The sequence below is a fragment of the Nocardia sp. NBC_01377 genome, from assembly GCF_045040005.1.
Taxonomy (GTDB): Bacteria; Actinomycetota; Actinomycetes; order Mycobacteriales; family Mycobacteriaceae; genus Nocardia; species Nocardia noduli.
The window spans coordinates 2,617,546-2,638,615 of record NZ_CP109566.1 but is presented as its reverse complement, the minus strand read 5'-3'; the positions used below and the strand labels follow the sequence as shown (position 1 = coordinate 2,638,615).

The window sequence follows — 21,070 nt, the reverse complement described above, 5'->3', positions numbered from 1 at the left end:
GCGTCAAATCCGTGCGGGTCGGGCGCCGCGCCGCCGTGGCCGCATCTGGTAGAGGCGATACCAGGCCAGCGCGAGGAAGATCGCCGTCAGACCGGCGACGACTCCCATGTCGAGCAGCCAGGTGCCGAGGGTGTGTTTCCACAGCGGGTCGGGGCCGCCGTCGTGTGGTGAGAGAGTGTCGAGGTCGAGGCTGGCGGCGCCGGCGCCGTAGCCCCAGCGCGACGGCGACAGGTAGGACAGCTGGTGCAGAACGGGTGTGCCGGGCAGCCGCACCAAACCGCCGGTGAGCACGAGTTGTGCCATGGACAGCACGATCAGCAGTGGCAATGTCTTTTCCGAGGTGTTCACCGAGACCGACACCAACAAGCCCAGCGCCAGCGACGCGATGCCGAGTAGCGCCATCGCCAAGATCAATTCCAGCTCGACGGAGGTGAATATCCCCGTGGGCGGGAAGCTCTCACCGATGGTGCCGATCACGAACAACACCGCTGTCTGAAGGATGGTGATCACCCCCAGGACCAGTACTTTCGACATCAGATAGACACCGGCCGAGAGGCCTGCCGCGCGTTCTCTGCTGTAGATCGTCTGTTCCTTGACGATCTCGCGAATCGAGTTGCCGGTACCGACGAAGCACGCACCGAACATCAAGATCATGAGCTTGGTCGCGGCGTCGGTGTTGGATCCCGGTGCCCCGGTGAACCCCTCGCCGGAGGGCACCGCGGCGATCAGACCGCCCAGCAGCAGCGGCATCACACCGAGCAACGCCAAATAGCTGCGGTCCGAGGCGATCACGGCCAGGTAGCGTCTGCACAGGGTGCTGAGCTGGCTGAGCTTGGACTGCGACGCGGGCGGCGGCGGAGCCGGCGGGCGCTGCACTTCCGCCGATTCGGCGTCGTCGGGCAGCGCGTCCGCGATGTAGCTCTCGAAGCGCGGGGAGTCCCGGAACTCGGCGGCCCAGTCGCGGTCCTCCTCCCGATCGAATGCTTGGAACACCTCGGCCCAGCTGCGCTGCCCGAATTCCCGCAATCCTTCCTCGGGCGGTCCGTAATAGGCCAGCTTGCCGCCGGGCACCAGGACCAGGAGGCGGTCGCAGGTATCGAGATTCGCCACGCTGTGCGTCACGACGATGACGGTGCGCCCGTCGTGCGCCAGTTCGGACAGCATTTCCATGACCGTCTTGTCCAGGCCGGGGTCGAGACCGGAGGTCGGTTCGTCGAGGAACAACAGGGACGGTTTGGTCAGCAACTCGAGTGCGACGCTCACGCGTTTGCGTTGCCCGCCGGAGAGCCGGTCGATGCGGGTGTCGGCGTGCCGAGTCAGTCCGAGTTCATCGAGGACTTCGTCGACTCGCTGTTCGCGTTCCTCGCTGCGGGTGTCGCCGGGGAAACGCAGCTCGGCGGCGTAGAGCAGGGCACGTCGGGTCTGAAGCTGGTTGTGCAGGATGTCTTCCTGCGGAACCAAGCCGATCCGGTGCCTCAGCTCTTCGTAATCGGTGTACAGGTCGCGTCCGTCATAGCGGACGGTCCCCTCGGTCGCGGGCCGCAGCCCGGTGACCGCGCCCAACAACGTCGACTTGCCCGCGCCGCTGGGCCCGATAACCCCGACGAGTGAGCGCTGCGAAATGGGGAAGCTCACCTCGTCGAGGAGCACTTTGCCCTCGGGTGTCCGCACGATGAGGTTCTGCACCGAGACAGAGATATCACCGGTGTCGACGGACTCGCGCAGTTCGTTGCCGACGAGTCGGTAGGTGGTGTGTCCCATGCCGATCAAGTCGGATTCGGTCAGGTCCGCGACATCGACGCGGTGGCCGTTGACGTAGGTGCCGTTGTGGCTGTCGAGGTCGACGACTCGATATCCGCCTTCGCCGACCACCCGCAGTTCGGCATGGTGGCGCGAGACCATGAGGTCGGGCACGACGATGTCGTTGTCGGCGGCGCGCCCGATGCGAAGCGTGTCCGAGATGATCCGTACCACCGCGCTCGGATGGGCGGTCTGAGGCGACGACCGCGACACTCGCCGGGGCAGCCCCGGCTCGAACTTGGTGATCGTGGCGTCGTCGTCGAGCGCGTAGCCGGGATTCGGGACGACCATCGTGTCCCCGCCGGGATCAACCTCGGCCTCGGGCTCGGAGCCTGCTGAGGTTTCCAGCGAGCAGGACAACTCGGCGCCATCTTGGGCGTGACCGAGTTGGAAGGTCTCGTCGTGGTCGATCACCATCCGCTCGACGCGGTGCCCATCGAAAAAGGTGCCGTTGAGGCTGTGCGCGTCCTCGATTTCCCAACCGTGCGATCCCTGCTCCAGCACGGCGTGCACGGTCGAAACGCGCGGATCGGAGACGACGATATCGGCGGTCGGATCGCGGCCGACGTTATATGCGCCCCCGGCACGCAGTCGATAGACGCGTTCTCGCGTCTGCACTACAAGAACCGGCGATTCTGATAAATCCGCGAGAGACTGCCCATCCGCCATATCGAAAGTATACGACCGCGCCGAAGTTATCGCGGCGATAATCGTCCGCAACCCTCCCTCGAGCGTCCGCTTCACCGTTTCAGAATTCGGAGATATCCTTCTTACCAGCGGAGATCAGACCGATTTACGGCGAGGTGGACCTTATTCGATCGCAGCCGCAAAACCTCCACGCTGCCGAGCAGGTTTATCAATGATTCAATCTGTTTCGAGAATCCGAAGGAACCGGATGCCGAATCGAATCCGAATATTTCCCAATCTGTTTCATCCACCGATATTTCGTTATGTCGAATATTCCACGCCTGATCGAGGCCGATCCGGGTGATTCAGGTACCCGCGAGTTTGACCACCGGATCGGGGCCCAGATCGGTGATATACACGTCGCCCGCCGAGTCGACCGCAACGCCCTGCGGATTCTTCAGGCCGGTGATCGGCAACGGGGTCGGCGTCGACGCGCCCACCGACAACATCACCACCCATTTGTTGCCCCAGTCGACGATGTACACATCTCCCGCCGCGCCGACCGCCAAGCCCTGGGGATCTTTGAGCCCGGTGATCGGCAACATGGTCGGCGCCAATGCTCCCGCCGCCAACATCCGCACCTGCTCGGTACCCAATTCGGTGATGTACACGTTGTCCGCCGCGTCGACCGCCACCCCGTCGGGGCCTTGGAGCCCCGTCAACGGCAGCGTCGTCGGCGTCGACGCGCCCGCCGCCAACCGCACCACCCGATCGTTACCCCGGTCGGCGACGTAGACGTCTCCGACCCCGTCGACCGCCACACCACGGGGATCCTTCAAGCCCGTGAACGGCAGCAGGCTCGGTGTCGACGCGCCGGCCGCCAATTTCAGCACCCGATCGTTGCTCGTGTCGGTGACGTAGATGTTGCCCGCGGTGTCGACCGCCACATTCTGGGGATTCTTCAGGCCGGTGAACGGCAGCGGGGTCGGCGTCGACGCGCCTGGGGCCAATTTCAGCACCTGATCGTTGCCCATGTCCGCGACATATACGTTGCCCGCCGCGTCGACCGCTACGCCGGTGGGCAGGCTGACGCCGGGAAACGGCAGCGCGGTCTGTGACGAGAAGCCCGAGGCGACGGATGCGGGCGAGTCACCATCGCCGCCCGATTCCCGTTGGAGACCGAGGACGACAGCCACGGCGATCGCCACCGCGACCACGGTCGCGGCGGCGATCAGACCGACGGCTCTGCGCGACAACGAGATTCGCCGCTGTCGACGCGCAGCCACGCCCCCCGTGGTGTCGGCCGCGAAATCGCCCACCGCGGCGCGGGCCGCCGCGGTCAACTCGCCAACGGTCTGGTAGCGATCGTCGGGATTCTTGGCCATTCCTTTGGCGATGACGTCATCGAACGCCGTCGGCACCTCGGGCGTCGTACTGCTGGGACGCGGCGGCGGGGTGTGCAGGTGATGGGCGATCACACCCTGCATCCCCAATTCGCTCACGAACGGCGGCCGACCGGTCAGGCATTCGTGCAGCACACACGCCAACGCGTACACGTCCACTCGGGCATCGGGGCTGACCGCCGCGCCGATCTCCTCCGGCGCCATGTAGGCGACCGTGCCGATCGTCTCGCCGGTCGCGGTCAGCGTGCGGTCGTCGGCGGCGTGGGCGATCCCGAAGTCGATCAGGGAGGCGAACTCATCGTCCCCGAGCAGGATATTGGTCGGTTTGACATCGCGATGGACCAGCCCGGCGTCGTGAGCCGCCTGTAGCGCGCCTGCCACCTGTGCGACGATCGCCACCGACCGCTGCGGCGACAGGGCACCTTCTTTCGTGAGCACCTTGCGCAGGTCGGTGCCCTCGATCAGGCGCATATTCAGATAGAGCCGACCGTCGATGTCGCCGAAGTCGTGGATGGGGATCACATGCGGCTCGGTCAACTGCGCCACCGCCCGGCACTCCCGGCGGAACCGCTCGCGCAACTGCTCGTCATCGGCGAAGCGCTCGGGTAACAGCTTGAGCGCCACGACCCGATTGGTCAGCGAATCGTGCGCCCGCCACACCTGGCCCATGCCGCCTTGACCCAGCAGCGACAACAACCGATAGCGACCGAACGCAACCGCTCGCCCCGACGCCCAGGTGGTGTCGCCACCTTTTGGTATGTCATCCATTGTGCCGTCCCGTAACCACTCGTCTGGCTAACGGCCGTACTCGCCGACATTCCAACCCGCGTCCGCGAGTAGACAGCCTCACACTAGTCGATCCAGCCAGGCCGGATACTCGATAGCCGGATGTTGTCTTCTGACTCCTCGAGCCCCGGCGGGTCCCGCTCCACATCCAGTTAGCAGTTGGCTACCGCCCGGGTCGGCGCCGAGGTGCCCCGGCACGAACCGATTGTTGTCGTGCCCGACGACCCACATGGGCCACAACTGCTCGACAGCGCCCGTCATCTATTCGGTCGCCGGACGTTGTCCCTTGTCCTAGTGTGCTGGCGGTGCCGACGCTGATCCTGTCCCCCCGATTCACCGACGACTCCATCCTCATGCGGGCGGCAGCCGGACGTGCGGGCTGGCAGATCCGGCGTCCGACCGGATGGCGTATTCCGCCGGACATGGTGACGGGACCCGCCGCGATCTACGGCGAAGTGCTGTTCGCCGAAGCCGTGGCCGGACAACTCGGCCTCGCACTTCTCGATGTGCCCGAGGACTGGCTGCCCGGACTACCCCCACAGTTCCTGCGTCGCGAACTACGCGTATCGACGCTGGCTGCGGCGCGAGATCATCCGGGCCCCGTCTTCGTCAAACCCGCCGACGGACGGAAGGGCTTCGCCGGCCGGTTGTACCGGGCGGGTGCCGGACTCCCGTCCGAAGCCGCGTGCCCGGACGATACGGCGGTGTTCATGGCGGAGCCGGTCACCTGGCAGGTCGAGATCCGCTGCTTCGTCCTGCACGGTCGCGTCCTGACATGTTCGCCCTATCTGCGCGACGGGCACGACACCGGCGGCGATTCGTCGATGACCGTCGAGGAGCGATCCGACGCCGAGACCTGCGTCGAGCAACTGCTTTCCGTCGCACCCGCCCCACCGGCCGTGGTCATCGATGTCGGACTGATAGAGGGGCGCGGATGGGCGGTCGTCGAAGCCAACAGCGCATTCGGGGCGGGCGTGTACGGATGCGACCCGGAACGTGTTCTCGAGGTACTCGCCCGCGCCTGCGTGCCACGCCACGAACTCGGCGAGTCCGACGCTCCGTGGGCGTTGCCGCCGGTCCGACTCGAATGATCCCTCGTCCACGCAGACGTCAACGGCCCGAGATAGCCTCGGGCCGTTATAGTTCGAGTATTCGTATCGGGCTGCCTGCACGAGTGCTGAGGGCATCCTTGATGACGAGTTCTGGTCGGATCTTCGTGCAGATCGCTACTTGACCGAGGCCGCCAACCGATCGGCATACGGGGCGGTGAACTTTCCGACGAGGGGAAGCTCCGCACGGACACCACCGGTCTTGTCGGTCTGGACCATCGCCATGATCCAGACCACGACCGCCAACACCGCCAGAGCCAGACCGGCGAGGCTGAAGATGATCCCCACCGCTCCCAGCAGCGAGCCGAGAATACTCAGCACGATATCGAGCACCGAGACCGCACCGAAGAAGACGATCGACTGCGAGGCATGGAATTTCACATCGGGATCGTTCTTGCCCACGAACAGGAACACGACCCGGTGACCCACCCCAGTGCGTAGGACAGGACCGCGCTGGTCTTCTTGTCCGAGCCGACGGACCGCGGGTGGTTGGTGGGGTTCTGAGAAGTTGTCATGCGGTAAGTAGATGCCGCGCACGCCACCTACCGATCCCAGGTTTTTCGCACAAGCCCACAGATCGCGGGCCGACCGGGATCCTGGACGTGGTTCTCTCGACGAGATGCCACCGCTTCAGAGCTCCTGAGCTCACAGCCTGGAGCAACGTCGGTTTCGACGCCGAGACCAGGGCCGGACTGCACGTCACCGTCGACAACGAGGCCGGTGATCCGTGTGTGATCGCCCCTCGACGGGTGAGGTCGATCTGCGCTGAGTCGCGGTGAACCGCGAGGGCGCGCGGCGGCTGGTCATCGTGCCGCCGTCGAGCGAATCCGCGCGCGGTGACCGGGGGCGATCTGCACGAGTTCCGCGTCTTGCAGAGCAGTGACAGGAAAGGTCTGGTCCGAGCCCTCGATCCAGGAATCGATATCGAGTTCGGTCGGGCCACCGATCCGGAAGCCGTGGTACCGCTCTGTGATCACGTGCTCGTCGAGGTTGTGGCCGAACCGGGCCCGGCTGGACGCACTTTCGAAGCAACGCCCGTTCCAGCCACGCCCACTGCGCATCGACTCGACAGCTACCCGAATCGACCATGCTCCGTGCGCGCCAGTCTGTTTCGGGCATGAAGGGAGAGATCCGACGCACCGCGACGGTTCGTCACGGCGACGCTCCGGCCATATCCGCTCCGAGCGTGCGCGAGGGTTGCGGAATCGCCTTCAGCGGGCCGTTAGAATTCTATAAGTGTTGCGCGACAAGCTATTTAACGCATCAGGCCCAGACACCACACAGAACAACGGGGGGATCATGACCGCCATTCTCATCACATTACGCAAAGCGGCCGTCGCCATGGCAGCGATCGCGGCGGCGTTCTTCGTCGTCACCGCAGGCGCGGGAGCGGCGAACGCCAGCGGGGTCTACGAGGAGATCAGGTTCGCGCCCGGTACCGACCACGGCACCGTCGGCGGCTACATCAACCATGGATACAGCGACATCTGGACGCTCGACGCCCGCGCCGGGCAACTGATGACCATCGAGGTCATCTCGCACTACACCTCCGCGTCCGGCACCGCCCTGGTCCTGCTCACCGCACCCGACGGTCGGCTATACCCCACGGACACCCCCGTGAGCCAGTTCCAACTCCCGGCCACGGGCACCTATCACCTGACCATCACGACGAAGCAGACTGACGCCTCGTACACGATGAACGTCCGAATCGTCTGAGCCCGCGAGACCACGACCGCGAGACTGCGTCGAGGCCCGATGCCTCGACGCGGTTGCGCGTCTAGCGATTCACGATGCGAAGTCCGGGCACAAGTTCGTCGTCGCCGCGCTGACGAACAGCGTGCCCTGGTCGAACCGGTAATCCCGCTCCACCGCGGAGATCTCGTCGAGAACCGACACTCCCGCGCGCAGGTGGCCGCAGGTCGCGTAACCCGCGATGATCATCTCGTCGGCCGACTTTCCGGGCAGGGCGGCGTTGTTCAGGCTGATCTCGTCGAAGAACGCGGCTTCGGCGGTGCCGGTGTCGGCCGTCGCGGCTGCACCGCCGACCACGACAGTTCCGAGCGCGACGAGTGTCGCGGCACAGGCAACTGTGAAGGTGCGGAGGCGGATTCGGTCGATCACCATGATGTCATCTCTCGGGTTCAGGCGCCGTTGGCGGCGTAGCACCAACGATCCCGCAGCCGACAGCGGCAGAAAACCCACCCCAGGGCTGGGCCGGGCCACCCTCGAATCTCGCCCCGCCGATCCCCCACGGCAGGCGGTCCCGCCGGAAGCGGGTTTCGCCGTCGCCCTCCGACTTTGCCAGGAGCAAAGCCGGATCGCCGTCGAATGCTCGCGGATACCAGGGCGCAGTCGAAGTCCACGCCCTGGTATCGCGATACCGCATCACTCACCGTGGGTGAGCGGTCACCGACTCACCTCGCGAGCAACAACCGCAGTCGCGCGAGACCTACACGCGGACGGGGCGCCGAGCGACGTTCTCGGCGATGGCCGCACCGATCTGCTCGATCAGCGGCGCCGGAATGTCATGCCCCATCTCACGCAGCGGCCGATAGAGCGAATCGGCGATCGCGGCATGGGTGGCCTCGCCGCCGGCGATCTTGATCAGCGAGTCCTCACCACCGTGGATAACCATTGCGGGCAACCGCAACTGCCGAAGCTTCGCGGTGCGGTCCGGAGCGATCAGCGCCGCGGTCACCTGACGCTGGCTGCCCTCGGGATGCTGGGCGCGGTCGTAGGCCTGGGTCGCCAGCGCACGACGGGCTTCGCGGTCGGCGTAGGTCTTCGACCCGATCAGCGTGTACAGGTCGGTGATCTGCTCGATCGCTGCCTCACGATCGTCGGGCAGTTTCTTCATCAACTCCTCGAGCACGTCGCCTTCGGCCATACCGATGCTGATGTGCGGGGTGCTCATGATCGAACACAGCGACAGCACCCGCTGGGAGTACTCGATCGCGAGCAACTGTGCGACCATTCCACCCATCGACGCACCCACGACGTGGGCCGCCTCGATATCGAGATAATCGAGCAACTCGACGGTGTCACGTGCGATCGCCCGCAGGTAGTACTGGCTCGGCGTGGCCTTCCACTCGGTCAATCCGCTGTCGCGGTTGTCGGGACGGATCACCCGGTAGCCGCGCGCGACGAGATCATCGACCAACTCCTGGGGCCAGTGGATCAACTGCGAGCTCAGCCCCATGATCAGCAGCAGCGGCTGCCCGTTCCGATCCCCTTCGTCGCGGTAACACATACGAACATCGGACAACTCAGCGAATTGGTCACGCTCATCGAACATGAAACCTCCCGAAGTTGTGGACGATTGTGAACATGCAGCAAACAAGGCAGTTCGAGGTGAGATTGCCATGAGAGGAAGTTCATTTGCCCAGATCAACCGACATCGGATCGCCCGTGCTGCATCAGTCAGCAATACTATGGCAACTTGCGATCGATGTACACGATTCGAGCGCTCCCCGTGCGCGACGACCAGATGTCGGGCGAGTCTGCGGCGATCCCCTGAAAGTGTGACCGAAGTGGCGACGGCAGGCGAGGATGCCGCCGCCGAGGGCCGGGCCCGCGCCCACCTCGTCAGCATCGGTCGTGCAGGGTCTCGCCCCGAAGAATCGGTAGGTCCGAATCACATTGTTGGACACCATCAGTGGTCGAATCCCAAGAGCACGGATACGTGCCGGGGCTCGATTTTTGCGACCCACACGTCTTGGCCACGAGGGGCCGCGTGCAGTTGCCCGCTGACCGGGTACGGCTTGACGCCGGACGTCGGCGGACCGACCCCGACGACGCATAGCCGAGGAACTGTTCGCTGTGCCACCACGCTGAGATTCGGCGTCGGCACGACTGCCGTATACGTGGCTCACGCGTACGTGAAGTGACCCGAGTTTCTCAGTGCGAGGAGATATCTCGTGCCAGCAGGATCGATCGGACGGGCGGTCGGAGCACGGAAGAGACGATCGCCGGAGGGTCGATCCAGGCCGGTCGAGACGAGCGGGGTTGTCGACGGGCGGCTCCCAACGCAACAGGGCGAGGCGGTTCGTCCCCGAAGCGTCTGCACTCCGGGCCGCCTTACGAGCGATCGGCGAATCGGTCGAGGGCATTACGAAGGAATTCACGCTTGGCCGGACTGGCGCGATGGCCGGATTCATCGCAGACGAACAGTTGCGCGCCCGGCCATGCACGGGCCAATTCGTAGGCGGTGGTGACAGGGCAGCTCAGGTCCAGGCGCCCGTGGACCAGAACCCCGGGGATACTCGCCAGTGCAGCAGCGTTGCCGATCAGTTCCCCGTCCTCGAGCCAGGCGTGGTTGCCGTAGTAGTGCGCGCAGATCCGCACCATCGCGGACAGGGCGTCATCGACCGGACCGCTGAACGCACCGGGCCTCGCCCCCGGTTCCAGCGACAAGACGGTGTCTTCCCACCGCGCCCACGCCGCCGTCGCACCGATCCGCACCTGCGAATCGGGGCGGGCGAGCAGCCGGTCGTAGCGGGCCACGACCTCGTCGGCGCCGCCCGCCGCGGCGACGAATCGTCGGTATTCCTCGGGAAAGAATCGCCCGACGCCGCCGTAGAGCCAGTCGATCTCGCTGGGGCGCGCGGTGGAGATCGAGGACAGCACGATCTCCGACACCCGATGTGGGAACCGCAACGCATAGGCCAGAGCCAGAGTGACGCCCCACGAACCACCCCGCAGCAGCCAACGGTCGATGCCGAGGTGCTCGCGCAACAACTCGAGGTCGGCGACCAGGTGGGCAGTGGTGTTGTGAGCCATACTCGTGGCCAGGTCTGCGGCATGGGGAGTGCTGCGCCCGCACCCGCGCTGGTCGACGAGCACAACCCGATATCGACCGTGCGGGTCCTCCCCCGCGCGCATGCGTTCGTTGCAGCCCTGACCGGGGCCGCCGTGCAGCACCACCATCGGTTTGCCGTCCGGGTTTCCGCAGCTTTCCCAATAGATCCGGTTCCCGTCACCGACCTCGAGCAGGCCACTCGCATGCGGTTCGGTCACCGCCGAACCTCCTGTGTCGTCGCGTCGGCGGCTGTTTCGGCGTCGAGCCAGGCACAAGGGTCACGAGTTCGTTTGCCGTGGTGGTCTTCCCGGCACCGAACGCCCCGTTTCAACCAGATGATCACCGTCTCGACCCTATCCGATTCGAATCCACCGACCGGTGGTCGAGGCGACCTCGAGGACGGTCTCGGCTCGGTCGGCGAAACTCGCTTGCCTCGTAGACCGCTGGAGATGAGGATGCATTCGATGGACGAGAGCCTGGGTATCCGCCTTGCCGAAGCGGCGGACTTCGATTCCCTGCAAGCGATCTTCGTGCGCGCGTCGTTGTCGAACGCGGGTGATCGCGACGTACTGCTGGCCAATCCCGACGCGCTGGTACTGACACCGGACCGGATCGCGCAACGGCGCACCGTGGTGGCGGTGACCGACACCGGCACGATCGCCGGATTCGCGAGCAGCGGCGCGATCACCGACGACAGCGTGGAACTGGACGATCTGTTCGTCGATCCTTCGATGATGCGCCGGGGTATAGGACGCCGTCTGGTCGACGCGATCGCAGCCGATGCGCGCCGCCGCGGACTGACCGAAATCGTCGTGACGGCGAATCCCCACGCGGACGCCTTCTATCGCAGCGCCGGTTTCGTCGAACTACATCAGGTCAGCACCGAGTTCGGCAGCGGCGCGCGCATGTCGCTCGCCGTCACTCGTCGACGGCCCGCCTAGAACCCGTACAGCTCCCGACCTCGGGTCCGCCGCCATGTTCACCGAATCGATGCGCGTGCCCGGAGACCCACCTGCGTGCCCGAAATCATCTGATGGAACGCCGACCTCGAACCCTATGCAGCCTCGCTGATTTCGCGCACCGTCACCGAGGCCGCGGCCATCTAGACGTAACCGCCCTCCCTCGCCGTACGCAGCCCGCCTCCCGAGCGGGTAGCTCTCACACCACGCCTACCCACCGCGAGCACACAGCGCCCTATTCGCCCGATTTTCGACCGATGCTTCCGTCACTCCGATTCGCCACGGAAATGAAACTTGTTCCGAAATGGTCGGATCCCACGGAACCGAGCGAGGGAGCGGAATGTCGCAGCCGTCGGTTTGACAGCGAAAAGACATCAATTAGAATTCTGGACATCGAGTGATGAGCAGCTTGTCGACCCACCGACTGAATGGTATGGTTCGACTCGTCTGGCGATGCTGCACAATATCTTCCGAATATGGAGTTTATGTGAATCTCGATGATGCTCTGCGCGAGGGCATGTCCATGGACGGAGCTCTCGGTATAGCAATCGTCGATTATGAGAGCGGCTTCACCCTGGCCAAACAGGGCGGTAGCTCGTTACTCGATCTGGATGTCGCGGGTCCCGCGCTCGCCGAGGTGGTGCGAGCCAAACTGCGCGCGATCGAAACTCTGCAACTCGACGACGATATCGAAGATATTCTGGTCACGCTCGGCGCGCACTATCACATCATCATGCCGACGGAAGCCCGAGGCCACGGCGGGTCCTTCACGGCGGGTCAGCGCCAGACGTTGTTCCTCTACCTCGTGTTGGATCGATCGCGCGGCAACCTGGCACTCGCCCGCAGACACTTGCGCGGGATCGAACGGCGGGTGCGGTCATGAGTGAGCAACCTCGACGAAAAGAGATCCGACTCACCGATCCCGAGGCTGTCGGGCGATTGCTGACCGAGGTGTGCACATCGGTCGACGACGCCGATTATGTCTTCATCACCAGCCGCGACGGATTGGTGGTCGCGTCCGGCAATTCGGTGGACACCAGCAAGGAGGACGAGGTCGCGCTTCGCGGCTCGGTCCTTGCCGCCGCCGCGGCCGGAATAGGCGACCACTTCGCCGCGATGACCTCACACGGCCGTTCCCAGTCGGTGCTGTTCGAAGCCGATCGCGGCAGCGTGGGCGTCTTCCCGTTGACCAGCACGCTGGTATTGGTGGTCGGCGGCGCGGAGTCGGTGAGCCTCGGACGATTGACCGCGGCGGCCCGCAAGATAATCGCAACATTGCATTCGCCCGAGAACTGATCGCATCAACCTGCTCTTTCGGATTCACCCGATAGCAGGATCCGAATATTTACCTCTTGCACCGATTGGTATACCGATAGATGCCGCAGGTATCGGGCAATAGGAATCGATAGTGAGGAACCCCATGTCCGACATGGATACGGCCCTGAAAGAGATGATGACAATCGACGGGGCGATAGGAGCCGCCGTCGTCGATTACGAGAGCGGAATGGCTCTCGGGACCCTGGGTAACTCCAAGGCGCTGGATCTCGAAGTCGCCGCGGCGGGGAACACCGAAGTGGTGCGCGCCAAACAACGCACCCTCGCCCAACTCGGCCTACAGGAAAGCATCGAGGACATTCTGATCTCGCTGTCGAGCCAGTACCACCTCATCCGCCCGATGTCGGGCGCGGGCGCCCAGGGACTGTTCCTCTATCTCGCCCTGGACCGCGGGCGCGCGAATCTCGCGCTGGCCCGCCACAACCTCAAGCGGATCGAAGACGAGCTGCGGATGTAACGCCCGGACCGGGCAGGGTCCGATGATCGAAACCCCTACCGGTCAAGGACTTTCGGGTCTTCTCCTTTTATGCCATCACCTGCGGCACACCCTCCGATCCCCCGTTCAGGACAACGTGGACGTCGAGGCAGCGGGCATCGATGAAGCACGTACGCGCTGATGTGCGCGTCGGGCGCTGACGGCCAGCATGACGATCACCGCGCTCGCGGCCAGGGTCATCAACCCGGCGGCGGAGGTGACCGCGACCACGTGGGCCGTCACCGGACTCTGGCTCGTGACCCGGTAGCGCAGCATCAGCGCGCTGGCCGCGAGAGGTCCGACCGCGGCCAAGACCGGAATCAAGGACAGCAAAGCCAGGGTTACCACCGTATGTGGCGCCAGTTCACGTTCGCGCGATTCTCGACGATGTCGTCCGCGTCCGGCGTAGTGCACGGCTCCAGCCATCCCGCACCTCCTACGAACAGCACATTGCGTGGCAGGTTGTTCAGTGACGCGAATGACGACTCTATTCTTCAACTGGACATGCGCACAGTAGTGTCGTTCAATCGACACCCACCAGCAATCGAGAAGTTACGTCACGATTGTCCGTGAAATGGATTGCAGGACAGCCGATTGCGCTACAGCCACCCACACCGGCGGCCACTGTCATCCGCAACGGGTGAGGCGGGCCGGCGGGCGGCGGGGTCATGGTTGTCCGATGGTCGAGTCATCGAACCTCGGTCCGATGGAGCTGGTGGTCCTCACCTTCCCCGCGACATCGGTGGAGCACGGCGCACGCGCGGCATTGTCCGCCGTCGTCGACCGGGGATATGTCACCGTGCTGGATCTGGTCTACCTCGCCAAGGACGCCAACGGCTACCTCAGACAGATCGAAGTGGGTGAACCGCTCGAGGAGATCGGCTTGCCCGGGCTGGACGTGGTGGTCCACGGACTACTCAGTGACCACGACCTCGCGGTGGTCGCGGGGGCGATGCCGGTGGCGAGTTCAGCGCTGGTGGTGGTCTACGAGCAGCCCTGGGTACCGGCACTCGCGGAGGAAGTCATCCTTGTCGGCGGGGAGGTCACACTCCATCTGCGGATCCGATCCGCAGGTCACGGACACCGGTTCGACCACACGCGTGGACCGTCGATGATCTGGGGTACCCGGGCCGACACACCGGGCCTTCTTCCTCTCTGCACACCCGTCGCCCCCGTCGCGGCGAGCGGCCGCGGTGTGACCGTTCCCGTGGTCACACGCGATATCGAGCAATGCGGAGCAGCTCGGATGAGCCACGCACAGGCGGACATACCGAACGAGGAATTCATCGAAGCCAGGCGGGAGGGCTCCGGGGTCGGGCACTGAAGTGCTGCTGTGTGCGAGCTGATGGGAATCGCCGCGCCCCGAAACAGCCGCCGAATCCGGCGAGGCCGATCATCGCACCGTCGCGCGCCACGCTGCGCCCGGGGCGGCGTCCATGCTCGACAAGCGGAATGACCTCGCCCCGCGCCGACAACCGGTTCGCTGCGAGGTCGAGCGGTCGGCGCGGCGTCGTATGGATGGACCGGCCGCGGGCAACCGAACGCACTCCTAGGACGTCCTGTTCGCTGCCGAGTCGACTACCTCCCGCAATACCTCGACCATCCGCGTCACCCCCGGCTCCTCGATCGGGAAATGCCCACACCCCTCGAGCAGAACGACCCGGGTCGGCGCACCGACCCTGTCCGGAAACCGAATACTCAGCTCCGGAGGAGTCCATCGGTCCGCCGCCGGATGCACAAGCGTCACGGGCGTCGCGGTGAATTCCTCCGGCACGAAGTGGCGATACGAGAGAAAGCTGCCGAGAAGTCCCAGCGGCACCCGGACTCCACCGCCCCGCGGATCGGTCGCACACATCCGCGACAGTTCCGGATCGAGACTCATATTCCGCATATCCACCAGCCATCGAATCGGCACCCGCACATTCCCCAGTATTGGCGCGACCGCCGCCAGCACCTTCGGCCCCCACCCACCGGTGAACGACCACCGCGCGGACGCACGCCGAGCAGCCGGATCGGCGGGATCCGACAGACACGTCGCCATCACCTGTGCGACCCGCCCCGTCCGCGCCGCGACCTCGTACGCCACCATCCCGCCCATACTCGCCCCGAACAACACCAGCGGCCGATCGTCGGATTCGGTCTCGGCGCACACGAATTCACACAGCATATCCACCCAGTCCGCGTACCGCACCGCCCCCGGATCCGCCTCGACGGTGTCTCCGTACAACGGTAGATCGATGGCCATCACCTCCATCCCCTCCCGCATCCCCACCCCCGCCGCCACCCACAGCAGCCCCGCGTGCCCTCCGAGCCCGTGCACACCCAGCACCCGCACCGGGGCACTCGAATCACGCGCACGCGCCACGTGCACTCGCCGACCTCGCCACTCCCACCAGGTGGGCTCCGGAGCGATCAGCGGATCCGCAAGATACTTCCGAGGCAAGAATTTCGCGTAGCCAAGATATTCCATTCCCCAAGCGTCGGCCTCGCCGACGACGGCGACAACTCGCATCGACCCGCGCCGTATACCGACGAATCAACCTCCTGAACTGCGGATTTTCCGTACGCGTGATGAGCCGCCCCGTTCTACCCACCTTTGTCGGAAACGGACGCCGATTCTGACGATTCACCATCCGCGATCGTGAGTACGAGCATCGATAGGCGATTCGGGATCTAACGCATGACGCCGGTATGACCGGTGGAGTAACGGCCGGGCTGGGGCCAGATCGTGAGGCCGTGCGGTCCGCCGCCGATGGGTATGCGGGCCAACAGGTTCCAGTTGACGATGTCGATGGCGTAGACCTCGCCGTGGTGGCGGCCCGACACCCAGAAGACGCGCCCGTCGGCGGAGAGATTGCCCATATCGGGACTGCCGCCGCCCGGGATCCGCCACGTGTACACGATACTGTTGGCGGCGAAATCCCAGACCGAGATACTGCCTTCGTCACGGTTGGTGATGAGCATCTGCTTGGAGTCGCGGGTCACATACAGTCCGTGCGTGCCTTTGCCGGTCGGGACGAAGCCGGTGTATTCGAAACTCGACGCGTCGACGGTGTAGATACCATCGGCCATCATGTCCGCGATGTAGAAGGTATGCCCGTCGGGCGCGAGTTTCACATCCTGCGGCATACCGGACCGGCCACCGGGCAGGTCGATCAACTTCACGACCGTACGTTGCGCGACGTCGAAAACCAGCATCCGGCCCATGAATTCACAGCTGGCCAAGGCGAAGCGACCATCGGCGGTGAAATCCATATGATCGACGCCCGCGCAGTCCGGCACCGCCATCGAGTACATCTTCTCCCACGAGACCGGGTCGTAGAAGTCGAGGGACCTGTCGGCTTCGGCGACAACGAGCGCGAACCGGCCGTCCGGCGTGTAGTACATGTTGTAGGGGTCGCGCACGGGGAACGGTTCACCCGGTTTACCTGTCCGTGGATCGATCGGCAGCAGACTTCCCCCGCCGATCGGCAGGTCGTTGGTGACATAGAGCGTCTGCATGTCATAGGACGGCACGACATGCTGCGGTTCGACACCGCCCGCCGGGAAAGTATCGATCACCGCGAAGGTGGCCGGATCTATGACCGACACCGAATGAGATCGACTGTTGGGCACATAGACCCGTGGCAGATGGTCGGCCACCGACGGGCTCAACTCCCGGTTCGCCGCGTACACGTCGGTCGGCGACAACGGCGCGGGCATGCCCGGCAACAGGTTCGGCAGGGGCGGCGGTTCCTCGGCCGCCGCAACGGTCGCCGGAACCGGTGCGGGCACCGTCACCGGCGTCGTCGGAACCGCTGCTTCTCGCCCGGTAGAACCGCATCCGGTGACCGACGCGACGCCTGCAACGAGAGCGAAGACTACGAATAGCACACCCGGCCATAGCTTCCGACGCGGATCGATGGGGTAATCCTTCGGCACACGCGTAACAAGCACGCGGTCAGCGTATGCGCCACGGGGCACGACCGCATCAGCGCCGAACCCGGCAGCGATTCGGCCCTGATCGGGCTACCGCACGATGAGGGGACGGTCGACTCACCCAATCGAGAACGACGCTGCTGACACGTACGCTCCCGCCACTGGCACCATCCATACGCCCTTCGGGATTCGCTGCCGGACAGAAGCCGATCACTCTTCACTCGCGAAGGACAACAAAGCAGCCCTGGGACCGTCGATTCATCATGCTCGATGCGAGATAGCGCTGCCGCTGCTCACACGAGCCGGTCAGCGCCTCGTCAGGATCACCCGGCGGGCAGCGAATGCTCGGTCCGTTCAACCCTGTTGCCAGACCACGCCCGATACCTTGATGTGGGCGATGCCGGAGGCGCCGGATTCGTAGTCGACGCGGGCGTATCCGGTTCGGTTCTGCTCGAGTTGGATACACAGGTGCGTGCCGGAGGGAACCTCATCCCACGGTAGCGGGGATCCGTCGCCGACGCGGTCGCGGCAGTCCTGATAGGACGGCTTCTGCTTGCCGAAGGCAGTCAAGGAGTTTCCGGGGCCCGGGGACACCCCCGACTCGGACACCCCGAGGTCGGAATCGAAGGAGAATTCCAGCACCCAACTGCCGGGGGTTGTCATTCGGACTCCGAGTTTCAGGAAAGCGAACTGCAGATCGACCGAACCCGAACTGAATTGTCGTGGTTGCGCGCCCACCGAGGAGGATGTGACCGGTACGCGCGTCGATGTCACAGGTGTCGATGTCGGGGACGGGTTCACGATGACAGCAGACGGTGCGCTCGACGTCGACTCCGCGACAGGATTCGGGGAATCGTGCGATCCCGCCGTGCCCTGCACGAACGCGATGAGGATCGAGACGGGGATCCCGACGATGGCGGCGATGCCGCCGATCCTTGCCCACCGTTCACCGACCGATAGGCCACCACCCGGAGGGTCGGGCGGCGCGCCACCGACGGGTGGCTGCGCGGAGCCTCCCGCTGGGTCAGGACCAGTTGATGTCATTTCTCCCCCTTCGCCGCCCGCACCGTCGAACACTTCAGGTACACCATCGACTACGCCCGCCGCCTTCGCGCCGTATCCTTCCCGTCGACCGGCTCGGGCCGAACGGAACTGCCCTGAACACGGCATGCATGATCCCGTAGCGCACCGTGGGAACTACACGCGGCTCACCGTCACGGGAATCATAGTGTCCGCAAGCGGCTTTCGTCAGCTGTCGATCGGCGCACACCCGCAGATGCCCGACGGACCGACCGGATCGATGGACTCGGCATGTACCGCGCTCGGATAGCGCCGCACAGGCTCGACATCTGCCGAATCCGAGATGCGGTGAGGCAACCACAGTGCCCAGCCGCCGGACTCCCGGAAACCGGCGCACCAAAGGAGCCTTCGACCATCTCGGTGTCGAAACCTTTTCTACTGCAGTAGAAATGATCGTCGCGGTGTTCACTGCGTACGCAACCAGGGCAGTCTCCATGAAGTCGAAAACTCGACCTTGCTCACCCTCGATCAACGGAACTAACCTCGGTTCACCATGGTCAATCTGCTCGGCATCAACAATCTGACACTGTCCACACCCGATCTCGACCGGCTCGTGACCTACTACACCGAATTACTGGGAGCACGAGTCGCGTTCGAGCGAGCGGCAACCTCGACCGATCCCCGCATCGCGGTCCTCGATGTCGGCGGAGCCGACCACCTGATGATCGTCGAAACCACCACCGTCTCACCCGCTGGCCTCGACCCTCTGGGCAGAGCGGGATGGGGACTGCGGGTGGGAACGTATGAGCAACTGTGCGAGATACGCGAGCGAATCCTGAATACGGGCCGGTCAGCGGGGCAGGTCGAGACGCTGCCGACGCAATGGACGATGACCGCGCACGACCCCGATGGACGTCCCGTGGATATACGAGCCCATCGCTGATCGTCGCGCACGACAACCCTCCAGATCCGCACCACGATCCGGGCCGCAAGGATCACGTACGGTATTGCCCCTGATCAGGGGATTGGTCGCCTCCGGGCTGTAGGCAATCCTCGATGTCACGTCGGTACTGTGCCGGGATCACCCTCGGTTCTCCTCGTCCGGTCGATCCGGGCCTACCGCAGGCTCCGGGCTCGGACCGCCCTGCCAGCCAGTCCAGCGCCGGAGGAGCAGGTTCACCATCGGGCCGAGCAGCAGCAGAAGCAGCCACGTGTAGGTCAGGCCGGGGATTGTGGCGGCGAGCACGAACGCGATCGTGATCAGTGCGCTCGGTGTCACCGCGGCGGCGACGGTCGCGACGGTGTAGCCGGTGGCGTCGCGACCGATCTCGGGATCACCGTGAATGGTGAGGGCCAGCACGGCGAGACAGACCGAACTGGCCAGGATGGTGCCGATGTAGAACAGGGCGGTGAACTTGTCGTCGCTGTAGGCGCCGACCATCTCCGTCGGGAACGGCAGCACCACGATCGTCAACAGCCACAGCAGATTCCACGTCGTGAGCCGCCGGTTGTAGGCCACCACGTTCTCGAACATCCGATGGTGGGTGAGCCAGTACTGCGCGATCACGGCGAAACTGAGCAGGAAACCGAAGACCTGCGGCCGGTGTTCGGTGATCACCTCCACCGACGGGCGGTGCGCGTCCACTGACTCGGAGACGATGTCGACCAACGGCAGGATCAGCAGCGTGATGGCGACGGCGACCACCGCGTCGGTGAACATCACCAGGCGGTCCGGGTCTCGGGATGTGCTCATACCCTCATCCAACCGCCGGATCCGTGCCCCGGCACCACCGACGGTCCGAACAGGGGGTCGATGACCGGTCCGAGGTGAGACTGCTCGCGCATATGCCGCCGCTGCCACGGCCGACGGCTCTCACCGCGATCTCCCTTCTGAGCTCGGCCGTCAGCGGCAGCGTCCAACTTCGCACTCGTCGGCATTGCCCTGGCAAGAAAGGGAAGCATGCTCTCGATCAACCGGATCGCCCGCAGCATCGGCAGCGCACTCGCCTACTTCCTGCTCGCGGCAACCCCCGAAAGGCGCAGTGCCCCGGCCACAATGGCTATATCACTGCGGCACTATGGGCACTGCCTCCCTCGTCGCCAGCGCACTCGTGCTCGCCACCAACCGATCTCCGCGTCCACCAAGTCAGGCGTCGATAACGTCGTGCTCCGCAGCAGTTACTCAACCGCGTGGCAGAAAGCCGAGATGCCGCATTCCGTCGGATTTTCGCGTTTGCCGCGGGACCCCGACACCGATGACGCCATCAAACGACCGGTCCGGCCACCGAGTAGACGATGGTGATCAACGGCACCACCGCGAGCGCCAGGGCCGCAGAATAGCCAACGGCGTTCCAGGTCCAGTGTCCGCTGGTGATCAGTTTGACCTGCCGGTCGAGGAAGTCGAGCAGGTTGACCGGCGGGGTCTCGGCGCGCATCAACGCCAGGCAGGTGATCGTGCGGCACTTGTCGCACTTGTTGGTTTCAGGATCCGGCATCTCGGCGACGTGGATGGGGATGGGGGTCTGGTTCGTCGGCATGAGCAAACTCCTCCTTGATCGCGTTCGATGACCTTCTAGGGGAAGCAGCGCTCGAATCCCCCCGGGCACCGACGTTTCGACGAATTGTCCTGCCGAGGGGGATGTTCCCGCCCGCCGCCCTATAACTGCGGTGACCGTGCGCACGACTCGCGCCGGAACTACCCGACGGCGAACGGTGTGTACGTGGAGGAGGAAGCGATGGGCTCGTCACACAGTGGGGCGATACCACCGGAGAGACAGTCCCACCAACCCGACGTAAGAGACGTGATCGACGTCGGTGACCGCAAGGACCGAGCCGAGGGG

General features: G+C 64.8%; 21 protein-coding genes. 8 read left to right on the top strand and 13 right to left on the bottom strand.

Annotation, left to right across the window (positions count from 1 at the left end; all coding sequences use genetic code 11):
* Positions 1–3 precede the first annotated feature (3 nt).
* Together OG225_RS12070 and OG225_RS12065 are read right to left on the bottom strand one after the other, a co-directional pair.
* On the bottom strand, positions 4–2,418 hold the full coding sequence (locus OG225_RS12070) for an FHA domain-containing protein (protein WP_405181756.1): 2,415 nt from the start codon (positions 2,416–2,418) through the stop codon (positions 4–6).
* 374 nt (positions 2,419–2,792) lie between these two features.
* Entirely contained in the window at positions 2,793–4,598 is a 1,806-nt protein-coding gene (locus OG225_RS12065; protein ID WP_405181755.1) for a serine/threonine-protein kinase PknD, read from the bottom strand.
* A 323-nt stretch (positions 4,599–4,921) separates the two neighbouring features.
* Here OG225_RS12065 and OG225_RS12060 point away from each other — a divergent pair, with 323 nt between their 5' ends.
* Complete coding sequence (locus OG225_RS12060; RefSeq protein ID WP_405181754.1) at positions 4,922–5,707, top strand: ATP-grasp domain-containing protein; 786 nt, start codon at positions 4,922–4,924, stop codon at positions 5,705–5,707.
* A 135-nt stretch (positions 5,708–5,842) separates the two neighbouring features.
* Here OG225_RS12060 and OG225_RS12055 read toward each other — a convergent pair whose 3' ends face one another.
* Positions 5,843–6,139, bottom strand: coding sequence for a hypothetical protein (locus OG225_RS12055; protein ID WP_405181753.1), 297 nt, complete (start codon positions 6,137–6,139; stop codon positions 5,843–5,845).
* Between the two features lie 389 nt (positions 6,140–6,528).
* Positions 6,529–6,702 (bottom strand): hypothetical protein, encoded by a 174-nt coding sequence (locus OG225_RS12050; protein WP_405181752.1) that lies wholly within the window; start codon positions 6,700–6,702, stop codon positions 6,529–6,531.
* Between the two features lie 322 nt (positions 6,703–7,024).
* Between OG225_RS12050 and OG225_RS12045 the strand changes: the two genes are divergently transcribed.
* Positions 7,025–7,441, top strand: a complete 417-nt coding sequence (locus OG225_RS12045) for a hypothetical protein (protein WP_405181751.1) — start codon at positions 7,025–7,027, stop codon at positions 7,439–7,441.
* 69 nt (positions 7,442–7,510) lie between these two features.
* Here the strand turns inward: OG225_RS12045 and OG225_RS12040 are convergent, their stop codons facing one another.
* The 3 genes from OG225_RS12040 to pip form a co-directional block, all read right to left on the bottom strand.
* The gene (locus tag OG225_RS12040; protein WP_405181750.1) at positions 7,511–7,849 is read right to left on the bottom strand and encodes a DUF732 domain-containing protein; all 339 of its coding nucleotides are present in this window, start codon (positions 7,847–7,849) and stop codon (positions 7,511–7,513) included.
* A gap of 325 nt (positions 7,850–8,174) precedes the next feature.
* The gene (locus OG225_RS12035; RefSeq protein ID WP_405181749.1) at positions 8,175–9,020 is read right to left on the bottom strand and encodes an alpha/beta fold hydrolase; all 846 of its coding nucleotides are present in this window, start codon (positions 9,018–9,020) and stop codon (positions 8,175–8,177) included.
* Positions 9,021–9,802: 782 nt separating this feature from the next.
* Complete coding sequence (pip, locus tag OG225_RS12030; RefSeq protein ID WP_405181748.1) at positions 9,803–10,741, bottom strand: prolyl aminopeptidase; 939 nt, start codon at positions 10,739–10,741, stop codon at positions 9,803–9,805.
* 246 nt (positions 10,742–10,987) lie between these two features.
* Between pip and OG225_RS12025 the strand changes: the two genes are divergently transcribed.
* From OG225_RS12025 to OG225_RS12010, 4 genes are all read left to right on the top strand, one after another.
* The gene (locus OG225_RS12025; protein ID WP_405181747.1) at positions 10,988–11,464 is read left to right on the top strand and encodes a GNAT family N-acetyltransferase; all 477 of its coding nucleotides are present in this window, start codon (positions 10,988–10,990) and stop codon (positions 11,462–11,464) included.
* A gap of 505 nt (positions 11,465–11,969) precedes the next feature.
* Positions 11,970–12,365 carry a hypothetical protein gene (locus OG225_RS12020; protein WP_405181746.1) on the top strand — a complete coding sequence of 132 codons (396 nt, stop codon included), beginning with the start codon at positions 11,970–11,972 and terminating at the stop codon, positions 12,363–12,365.
* Positions 12,362–12,778 (top strand): roadblock/LC7 domain-containing protein, encoded by a 417-nt coding sequence (locus OG225_RS12015; protein WP_405181745.1) that lies wholly within the window; start codon positions 12,362–12,364, stop codon positions 12,776–12,778. The genes OG225_RS12020 and OG225_RS12015 overlap by 4 nt, the downstream gene beginning before the upstream one ends.
* Before the next feature lie 124 nt (positions 12,779–12,902).
* Entirely contained in the window at positions 12,903–13,274 is a 372-nt protein-coding gene (locus OG225_RS12010) for a hypothetical protein (RefSeq protein WP_109529428.1), read from the top strand.
* A gap of 105 nt (positions 13,275–13,379) precedes the next feature.
* Here the strand turns inward: OG225_RS12010 and OG225_RS12005 are convergent, their stop codons facing one another.
* Positions 13,380–13,718, bottom strand: a complete 339-nt coding sequence (locus OG225_RS12005; protein WP_405181744.1) for a hypothetical protein — start codon at positions 13,716–13,718, stop codon at positions 13,380–13,382.
* A 253-nt stretch (positions 13,719–13,971) separates the two neighbouring features.
* On the opposite strand from OG225_RS12005, the gene OG225_RS12000 reads away from it, so the two are divergent.
* A complete protein-coding gene (locus OG225_RS12000; RefSeq protein WP_405181743.1) occupies positions 13,972–14,616 on the top strand; it encodes a DUF6325 family protein in 645 nt (214 codons plus the stop codon).
* A gap of 225 nt (positions 14,617–14,841) precedes the next feature.
* On the opposite strand, the gene OG225_RS11995 is transcribed toward OG225_RS12000, so the two are convergent.
* The 3 genes from OG225_RS11995 to OG225_RS11985 all read right to left on the bottom strand — a co-directional run bounded on the left by OG225_RS11995 (position 14,842) and on the right by OG225_RS11985 (position 17,873).
* Positions 14,842–15,762 (bottom strand): alpha/beta hydrolase, encoded by a 921-nt coding sequence (locus OG225_RS11995; protein ID WP_405183241.1) that lies wholly within the window; start codon positions 15,760–15,762, stop codon positions 14,842–14,844.
* A gap of 203 nt (positions 15,763–15,965) precedes the next feature.
* Positions 15,966–17,072 carry a hypothetical protein gene (locus OG225_RS11990; protein WP_405181742.1) on the bottom strand — a complete coding sequence of 369 codons (1,107 nt, stop codon included), beginning with the start codon at positions 17,070–17,072 and terminating at the stop codon, positions 15,966–15,968.
* 492 nt (positions 17,073–17,564) lie between these two features.
* Complete coding sequence (locus OG225_RS11985; RefSeq protein WP_405181741.1) at positions 17,565–17,873, bottom strand: hypothetical protein; 309 nt, start codon at positions 17,871–17,873, stop codon at positions 17,565–17,567.
* A gap of 910 nt (positions 17,874–18,783) precedes the next feature.
* Here OG225_RS11985 and OG225_RS11980 point away from each other — a divergent pair.
* Positions 18,784–19,173: a VOC family protein gene (locus OG225_RS11980; protein ID WP_405181740.1), complete on the top strand. Its 390-nt coding sequence runs from the start codon at positions 18,784–18,786 to the stop codon at positions 19,171–19,173.
* A gap of 138 nt (positions 19,174–19,311) precedes the next feature.
* On the opposite strand, the gene OG225_RS11975 is transcribed toward OG225_RS11980, so the two are convergent.
* Entirely contained in the window at positions 19,312–19,983 is a 672-nt protein-coding gene (locus OG225_RS11975; RefSeq protein ID WP_405181739.1) for a TMEM175 family protein, read from the bottom strand.
* A 511-nt stretch (positions 19,984–20,494) separates the two neighbouring features.
* Positions 20,495–20,767 carry a hypothetical protein gene (locus OG225_RS11970; protein ID WP_405181738.1) on the bottom strand — a complete coding sequence of 91 codons (273 nt, stop codon included), beginning with the start codon at positions 20,765–20,767 and terminating at the stop codon, positions 20,495–20,497.
* Positions 20,768–21,070 lie beyond the last annotated feature (303 nt).

Bases quoted from the DNA above. Each gene is read 5' to 3' on its own strand.
- OG225_RS12065 (WP_405181755.1), bottom strand. From the start codon at position 4,598: ATGGATGACATACCAAAAGGTGGCGACACCACCTGGGCGTCGGGGCGA.
- OG225_RS12045 (WP_405181751.1), top strand. From the start codon at position 7,025: ATGACCGCCATTCTCATCACATTACGCAAAGCGGCCGTCGCCATGGCA.
- OG225_RS12040 (WP_405181750.1), bottom strand. From the start codon at position 7,849: ATGGTGATCGACCGAATCCGCCTCCGCACCTTCACAGTTGCCTGTGCC.
- OG225_RS12035 (WP_405181749.1), bottom strand. From the start codon at position 9,020: ATGTTCGATGAGCGTGACCAATTCGCTGAGTTGTCCGATGTTCGTATG.
- OG225_RS12025 (WP_405181747.1), top strand. From the start codon at position 10,988: ATGGACGAGAGCCTGGGTATCCGCCTTGCCGAAGCGGCGGACTTCGAT.
- OG225_RS12015 (WP_405181745.1), top strand. From the start codon at position 12,362: ATGAGTGAGCAACCTCGACGAAAAGAGATCCGACTCACCGATCCCGAG.
- OG225_RS12010 (WP_109529428.1), top strand. From the start codon at position 12,903: ATGTCCGACATGGATACGGCCCTGAAAGAGATGATGACAATCGACGGG.
- OG225_RS12005 (WP_405181744.1), bottom strand. From the start codon at position 13,718: ATGGCTGGAGCCGTGCACTACGCCGGACGCGGACGACATCGTCGAGAA.
- OG225_RS12000 (WP_405181743.1), top strand. From the start codon at position 13,972: ATGGTCGAGTCATCGAACCTCGGTCCGATGGAGCTGGTGGTCCTCACC.
- OG225_RS11995 (WP_405183241.1), bottom strand. From the start codon at position 15,762: ATGGAATATCTTGGCTACGCGAAATTCTTGCCTCGGAAGTATCTTGCG.
- OG225_RS11985 (WP_405181741.1), bottom strand. From the start codon at position 17,873: ATGACAACCCCCGGCAGTTGGGTGCTGGAATTCTCCTTCGATTCCGAC.
- OG225_RS11980 (WP_405181740.1), top strand. From the start codon at position 18,784: ATGGTCAATCTGCTCGGCATCAACAATCTGACACTGTCCACACCCGAT.
- OG225_RS11975 (WP_405181739.1), bottom strand. From the start codon at position 19,983: ATGAGCACATCCCGAGACCCGGACCGCCTGGTGATGTTCACCGACGCG.
- OG225_RS11970 (WP_405181738.1), bottom strand. From the start codon at position 20,767: ATGCCGACGAACCAGACCCCCATCCCCATCCACGTCGCCGAGATGCCG.